Source organism: Helicobacter pametensis ATCC 51478 (genome assembly GCF_000518225.1).
GTDB lineage: Bacteria > Campylobacterota > Campylobacteria > Campylobacterales > Helicobacteraceae > Helicobacter_G > Helicobacter_G pametensis.
This window is the reverse complement of the sequence record NZ_JADE01000007.1, coordinates 164,240-171,702: the sequence shown is the minus strand read 5'-3', so window position 1 is coordinate 171,702 and position 7,463 is coordinate 164,240. Positions and strand designations below refer to the sequence as shown.

At 41.7% G+C, this 7,463-nt stretch carries 5 protein-coding genes; 3 read left to right on the top strand and 2 right to left on the bottom strand.

Translation table 11 applies throughout. The annotated features are described in order from the left end of the window. Positions 1 to 569 precede the first annotated feature (569 nt). From pyrG to T391_RS07635, 3 genes are all read left to right on the top strand, one after another. Positions 570 to 2,198 (top strand): glutamine hydrolyzing CTP synthase, encoded by a 1,629-nt coding sequence (gene pyrG / locus T391_RS0101945; protein ID WP_027326926.1) that lies wholly within the window; start codon positions 570 to 572, stop codon positions 2,196 to 2,198. Further along, on the top strand, positions 2,192 to 3,715 hold the full coding sequence (gene recJ, locus T391_RS07640; RefSeq protein ID WP_051420529.1) for a single-stranded-DNA-specific exonuclease RecJ: 1,524 nt from the start codon (positions 2,192 to 2,194) through the stop codon (positions 3,713 to 3,715). The genes pyrG and recJ overlap by 7 nt, the downstream gene beginning before the upstream one ends. Positions 3,716 to 3,816: 101 nt before the next feature. Beyond that, a complete protein-coding gene (locus T391_RS07635) occupies positions 3,817 to 4,602 on the top strand; it encodes a pseudouridine synthase family protein (protein ID WP_158654389.1) in 786 nt (261 codons plus the stop codon). Positions 4,603 to 4,636: 34 nt separating this feature from the next. On the opposite strand, the gene guaB is transcribed toward T391_RS07635, so the two are convergent. After that, complete coding sequence (gene guaB / locus T391_RS0101930; RefSeq protein WP_027326925.1) at positions 4,637 to 6,082, bottom strand: IMP dehydrogenase; 1,446 nt, start codon at positions 6,080 to 6,082, stop codon at positions 4,637 to 4,639. Next, entirely contained in the window at positions 6,079 to 7,440 is a 1,362-nt protein-coding gene (gene gatA, locus T391_RS0101925) for an Asp-tRNA(Asn)/Glu-tRNA(Gln) amidotransferase subunit GatA (protein WP_027326924.1), read from the bottom strand. Before gatA ends, guaB begins: the two co-directional genes overlap by 4 nt. Positions 7,441 to 7,463: the final 23 nt, after the last annotated feature.

The following is a 7,463-nucleotide window of genomic DNA, read 5'->3' as shown; positions in this document are numbered from 1 at the left end:
AAGAAAAAGGTGGAGCATAAAGAAAAAGAGACATAAATAAAAAAGATCTAAAGAAAAAGGTGGGAGATGAAAATAAGGGGAGAAAACAATGAGAAAGTAAAAAAGGGATAAAAGAGATAAAAGAGCAAAGACGCAAAAGCAAAAATGGAGAGAATCTCACAAAGAGTTAAGAGAAGATTTGATGGAGCCTCTTGGATTAGGAGGAGGCTCCAAAAAGTCTTCTACCTTCTAGATCTATTTATTCAAGAAAGAAGGGATGATTTCATAATTTATTTCAAAGCTTCTCCTCCCAAGGGAGGAGGATACTACAAACAAAATAACACTCACTTTACTAGAATAGATCAAGTGAAAAAGAATAGTGATTTGAAGTGATTGTATTGCACCCCCTCCCCCCTTTTTGTGAAGATTATTCTACTTCTGCATCGATGACATCATCGTCTTTTTTTGGACTTTTGCAATAAAACAATCAAGCTTAGATAATACCCTCATCTTCTCTTCAAACTACCAACCCCTCGACAATACCTGCTATAATCACAGGTTTTATTTGAGACTAAGTTTGAAGGATCAAAATGGGCAAACAAACACGATATATTTTTGTGACAGGTGGGGTTCTAAGCTCTCTTGGCAAAGGAATCACTTCTTCTTCTATCGCAACACTCCTCAAACATTCAGGTTTTGAAGTTTCTATCCTCAAAATTGATCCCTATATCAATCTTGATCCTGGCACGATGAGTCCGCTTGAGCATGGTGAGGTTTTTGTCACGCAAGATGGAGCGGAAACAGACTTGGATATCGGACATTATGAGCGTTTCCTCAACAAAAGTTTGGAGAAAAAAAACAACTTCACCACAGGGCAAGTTTATCTCTCAGTCATCGAAAAAGAAAGAAGGGGGGAATACTTGGGCAAAACCATACAAATCGTCCCTCATATCGTTGATGAAATCAAGCAAAGAATCAAATCTGTGGGAGAAGGAAGTGACTTCTTGGTCATCGAACTAGGAGGCACAGTAGGAGATATGGAAGGAATGCCCTATCTTGAAGCGATGAGAGAAATGAAACATGAGCTTGGCAATGACTATGTGCTCAGCATCCATGTGACTCTTGTCCCCTATATCAAAACTGCTGAAGAGCTCAAAACCAAGCCCACACAGCACTCTGTCCAAGAACTCAGACGCATTGGCATCAATCCTCAAATCATCGTCGCACGCAGTGAAAAACCTCTAAGCAAAGATCTTAAGCGCAAAATCGCCCTTAGCTGTGATGTCGCTGATAATAGTGTGATCGTCGCTCAAGATGCTCAAAGCATCTATCAAGTTCCACTCAATTTCCTCCAAGAAGACATTCTCACTCCTATCGCACGCCATTTCTCTCTTCCTGAATTCAAACCTGATATGCAAGAGTGGAATCTTCTTGTCAAAAAAATCATCTCTCCCAAAACGAGTGTGACAATAGGCTTTGTAGGTAAATACCTCAGCCTCAAAGAATCTTACAAATCCCTCACAGAAGCCCTGATCCATGCTGGAGCTAATCTGGATGCAAAAGTCAATATCAAATGGATCGATAGTGAGATGCTTGATCAAAATTCTTTGTCAATTCTCAAAGATCTTGATGGGATTCTCATCCCTGGTGGATTTGGTGAGAGAGGGATTGAGGGGAAAATCAGAGCTATTCAATATGCGCGCGAAAATCATATTCCATTCCTTGGCATCTGTCTTGGGATGCAGCTCTCCATCATCGAATTTGCACGCAATGTTTTGGGAATCGCAGATGCTACATCAAGTGAATTTGACCCTCAAACAAACTCACCTCTCATCTATATGATAGAGGATTTTATAGACCAATCTGGATGTCAGCAGATTCGCACACATACCTCACCTCTTGGTGGGACAATGCGCCTTGGAGAATATCCATGTATTCTCAAGGCAAACTCCAAACTTCAAAAAGCATATCATGGAGCAAATAGCGCCAAAGAGCGCCATCGCCATCGCTATGAAGCCAATCCCAAATATCGAGAGATGCTAGAGAGTGCTGGAATGATTATTAGTGGAGAGAGTGAGGGATTGATTGAGGCAGTTGAGCTTAGGGATCATCCTTGGTTTGTTGCTGTGCAATTTCATCCAGAATTTACCTCCAGACTTCAAAACCCAAATCCAATCATCTTAGAATTTGTCCATCAATCTCTCAAGCAGCGATGCTAACACTCCAAGAGATTCGCACCAAACTTTCTGAGCGCTTTAGGGGAGAGAAAATCTCTTCTCTCTCCTCCCTCCCCCATCCTTTTGAGCTCAAAAATGTCCAAGAGGGTGCTAAGCTTGTCCAAGAAGCAATCCAAAACAACAAAAAAATCTTGATCGTTGGGGATTATGATGCTGATGGGATTCTTGCTACTGCAATCATGATTTACTTTTTTCAAGCGATTCCTTATCCTCATTTTGATTTTGTGATCCCCAATCGATTTCATGATGGCTATGGAATCTCTGTTTTATTGCTAGAGCGCTTTCCTCAAGCAGAGCTTATCATCACCGTAGATAATGGCATCACAGCGCTACAAGCCGCAGAATTTTGCAAAGAAAATGACAAAACACTCATTATCACTGATCATCACACTCCAAAAGATTCTCTCCCACAAGCGCTCATCATCAATCCAAAAGTCAGTGGATTTGCACAAGAGGATATTTGTGGTGCTCTTGTAGCTTGGTATTTTTGCGCAGGGATCAAGGCTCATCTTGATCTCAAACTTGATCTCACTCCTTTTTTGGAGTTGGCGGGGATTGCAATCATTTCAGATCTCATGCCCCTACAAGAGATCAATCGTGTGATTCTCAAAAAAGCTCTCAAACTTTTCACAAAGCCACATTTTCCATTTTCTTCTCTTCTTCTCAAGAAGCATAAAAAAATCGATGAAGAATGTATTGGATTTTATATCGCTCCTTTGCTCAATGCATCAGGGCGTATGGCACAGGCTGATATCGCACTCAATTTTCTTCTAAGCCAAACACTCGAAGAAGCCAAACAGCACTATCAAGAACTCCACTCTCTCAATCTTCAACGCAAAAGCATCCAAGAAAGTTTGCTCAAAGAAATGGAACAATCCCTCATCATCACACAATCATGTGTCATAGCTTATGGTCAGGATTGGCATGAGGGAGTGCTAGGGATTTTGGCTGGCAAACTTGTCCAACTTCACAAGAAATCAGCCTTTGTCCTAACGCTCAAAAATGGTCTATATCAAGGAAGTGGGAGAAGTATAGATGAGATCAATCTCATCAAAAGCCTTCAATCTCTTCAGCATATCTGTGAATTTGGAGGACATAGAGGAGCTGTGGGACTCAAAATCTATCCAAATAACCTTGAAACATTTATCCAAGACTTCACTCCCTATATTGAAGAAAGTCATCAAGTAGATTCCATCCTAGGCAAACTTCATCCCTCTTTGCTTACACATGAGCTGCTCAATCTTTTAGAATCCTTTGCTCCCTATGGCGAGGGAAATCCAAAACCCATATTCACTCTCACACCTATGCCCATCCTCTCACAAAAACTCATCGGCAAAGATAAGAATCACACATTGCTCACTCTCCAATCCCCCACACATCGCTCGATTAAAGCATTGGCATTTTTTTGCACAGATCTTGAAGTCGATTTTGATTCTTTGCGCGTATATGTGACACAAGATTCATTTAACTATACCCCCATGCTTGTGGTGCAACGCTAGTGCCCTTTTTGACAAAAACCTATCACATATCCCAAAAACAGCGTGCTTTTCTTTGGTTGATGCAGACCCTCAAATGTTCTCAAAAGGAAGCTCAAAAGATATTGGATAAAAATCGCCTAACCCAAAACAATCTCCCCATTCACAAATCCCAATCCATTGTCGGTGAAGTGTCTCTCACTCATTTTTTCCCATCTCCACTTCACTTACCCAAAATCTTGCAAACCCCTTATTTTGTGGTTTATGATAAACCTCATAAGCTCCTCACCCATCCTAAAGGAACCTATCCACACTTGAGTGTTTGTGATGCCCTCAAATATGAATTTGGCTCATATGCCAATCCTGCGCATCGTCTAGATTATGAAACGGCTGGGCTTTTGCTTTGCGCGATTGATCATCGATTTGAAACCCCTATCAAACTCTTATTTGAACACAATCAGATTCAAAAAACCTATATTGCTAGAGTGCTTGGCCACATCACTCAAAAACAACTCATCCAAGCCCCAATCCTTGTCCCCAAAAAAGGAGAAAAAACCTATAATCTCTCCATCAGATCCAAGATCTCACCTCAAGGAAAAGATTCTCAAACCTTGATCACACCACTCTGTTATGATCAAAAAACTCACACAACTCTCCTTCGCATCCATCCCCTCACAGGTCGTACACATCAGATACGCCTTCATCTCTCATATATTGGTCATCCAATCTTGGGAGATCCCCTCTATGGATGCCAAGATAGCGATGCACAGGCATATCTAGAAGAAACTTTGAGTGATGAAGAGAGAATGAGGCGTTTTGGTGCGCCATTTTTGCATCTATGGGCTTATGAGCTTAGTTTTGAATGGATGGGTCGATGTCTCACCCTCCAATCAAATCAAATCCAATTTTGATCCCTCAAGAAGAAATCCCCCTTTTTTTATCTTTTTAAGCGTGATAATTTGGTGCTTCCTTGGTGATATCCACATCATGCACATGAGATTCTCTCAAACCTGCTGAAGTGATTTCAACAAACTCTGCTTTCTCCCAAAGTGTAGGGATATCCTTGCTTCCAAGATATCCCATAGATGATCTCAAGCCTCCTATAAGCTGATGCAAGATATCAGCAATTTTCCCACGATAAGGCACTCTCCCTTCAATTCCTTCAGGGACAAGCTTATCTTGTGCGGTTCCTTCTTGGAAATAGCGATCACTACTTCCTTTACTCATCGCACCGATACTTCCCATCCCACGATAGCTCTTGTATTGTCTCCCCTGATAGATCATCAAATCTCCAGGACTCTCTTCAGTCCCAGCCAATAGACTTCCCACCATCACGCTTGATGCACCTACAGCTAGTGCTTTGGCCACATCTCCTGAATATTTGATCCCTCCATCTGCAATAATTGGCACATTGTATTTATGTCCAACTTCAGCACATCCTGCAACTGCTGAGATCTGAGGCATCCCAACTCCTGCGATGATTCTTGTCGTACAAATACTTCCAGGACCAATCCCCACTTTGATCGCATCAGCTCCTGCTTGAATCAAATCAAGTGTGGCTTGAGGTGTGACGACATTCCCTACAATCACATCAATTTTGAGATCTTTTTTGATTTGCTCAAGTGTTGAGATGATATTCTTGCTGTGACCATGCGCACTATCAAGCACCAAAACATCTGCACCAGCCTCACACAATGCCGCAGCCCGATCAAACTGCCCAGCTCCGATCGCTCCCCCCACACACAATCTTCCTTGATGATCTTTATTGGCATTGGGATAGGCGATCTTTTTTTGGATATCTTTGATGGTAATGAGTCCTTTGAGGATATGATTTTCATCCACGATTGGAAGCTTCTCGATGCGGTGAGCATGCATCATGAGTTTTGCCTCATCTAGGCTAATACCTTCTTTGGCAGTTACAAGAGGAGCTTTTGTCATCAATTCTTCTACTTTTTTGGATAGATCAGTCTCAAAACGCATATCGCGATTGGTTAAAATCCCGATCAACACCCCCCTCTCATCTACTACAGGCACTCCTGAAATCTTATAGTTATCTGTGATCTTCTTCGCATCCAAGAGTGTCGAATCAGCCCTCAAGGAAATAGGATCATTGATCACGCCGCTTTCGCTTTTCTTCACTTTTCTAACATGATCAACTTGTGATTGGATATCCATATTTTTATGAATGATTCCAATCCCTCCAAGGCGAGCCATTGCAATAGCTGTGCGATATTCCGTCACTGTATCCATCGCAGCACTTACAAATGGAACATTAAGTGCGATATTTTTGGTTAGCTGACTTGAGAGATTGACCTCTTTGGGTAAAACCTCAGAATATGCTGGAAGCAGCAATACATCTTCAAAAGTCAATGCTTTTTGAACTATCTTCATTGAATCCTCCCTAAACAATCTCCTAATCTCTTCTCAAGCGAATACCCAGCATCCAAAATGCTCTGCTCATCAAATGCTTTTCCAATCAATTGGATCCCAATTGGCATCCCCTCTTCACTCAAGCTCACAGGAAGAGAGAGTGCGGGCAGACCAGCAAGATTGACAGAAATCGTATAAATATCGCTCAAATACATATCAAGAGGAGATTTTGAGCTATTGAATTTGGGGGCGATACTTGGAGCAATGGGATAGAGAATCATATCAGCATCAGCAAAAATCTCATCAAATTCTGTCTTAATCAGCTCCCTAACCTGTTGAGCCTTCATATAATAATTATGGTGTCCTCCACTCAAGACAAAATTCCCAAGGATAATCCTTCTTTTGACCTCCTCGCCAAACCCCTCGCTACGAGTTTTCAAATACAAATCTGCAAGATTTTTCACATCCTTTGGGCGCTTACCATAGCGCACTCCATCAAATCTAGCCAAATTTGAACTAGCCTCGGCAGTACAGGTTACATAATAAGCACTAATGTGATAAGTTGGATCCAACATCGTCTTCTCAATGATTGTATGTCCCATTGATTTAAGAACTTCTATTGTTTGCTCATATGATCGACGGATCTCTGGATCAGCATTTTTGAGAAAATCCCTCAAAACGGCAATTTTGAAGCGTTTATTCTCATCAAGATGTGCATAAGTCTGTGTGGGCTCAAAATTTGCAGAAGTCGAATCCAATGGATCATAGCCACTGATTGCATCAAACAAAATTGCAGCGTCTTCGACATTTTGTGTGATTGGTCCAATCTGATCTAGGCTTGAACTATAAGCAACAAGACCATAGCGACTAACTCTTCCATAAGTTGGTTTCAATCCCACACATCCACAATATCCAGCAGGCTGACGGATCGATCCTCCAGTATCAGTTCCAAGCGCAGCGATAGCAATCCCTCCAGCCACAGCAGCCGCACTTCCCCCACTACTCCCCCCCGGAACTCGTGAAAGATCCCTTGGATTTAGTGTTGGGCCATAGCAGCTATTTGCGCTCGTGCTCCCCATAGCAAACTCATCCATATTGGATCGCCCAAAACCACATAGATTGGCCTGATGCATTTTCTCAATCACAGTGGCACTATAGGGGGCAATATAACCCTCTAAAATCTTACTTCCACATGTAATTTCCCAATTTTTGACATTGATATTATCTTTGATCAGAATTGGAATCCCGCTTTCTTGGCTTTCGCACACCTCCCCCACATATGCATTCAATTTGGATTCTTTTACTTTTTGTCTAATCGTTTGCTTTATTTCCTGTAGTTCTTTTTCATCCAGCTTCATCGCTTCTTTAAGGGTTATCATCGCACTGCTCCAAGAGAATTTTT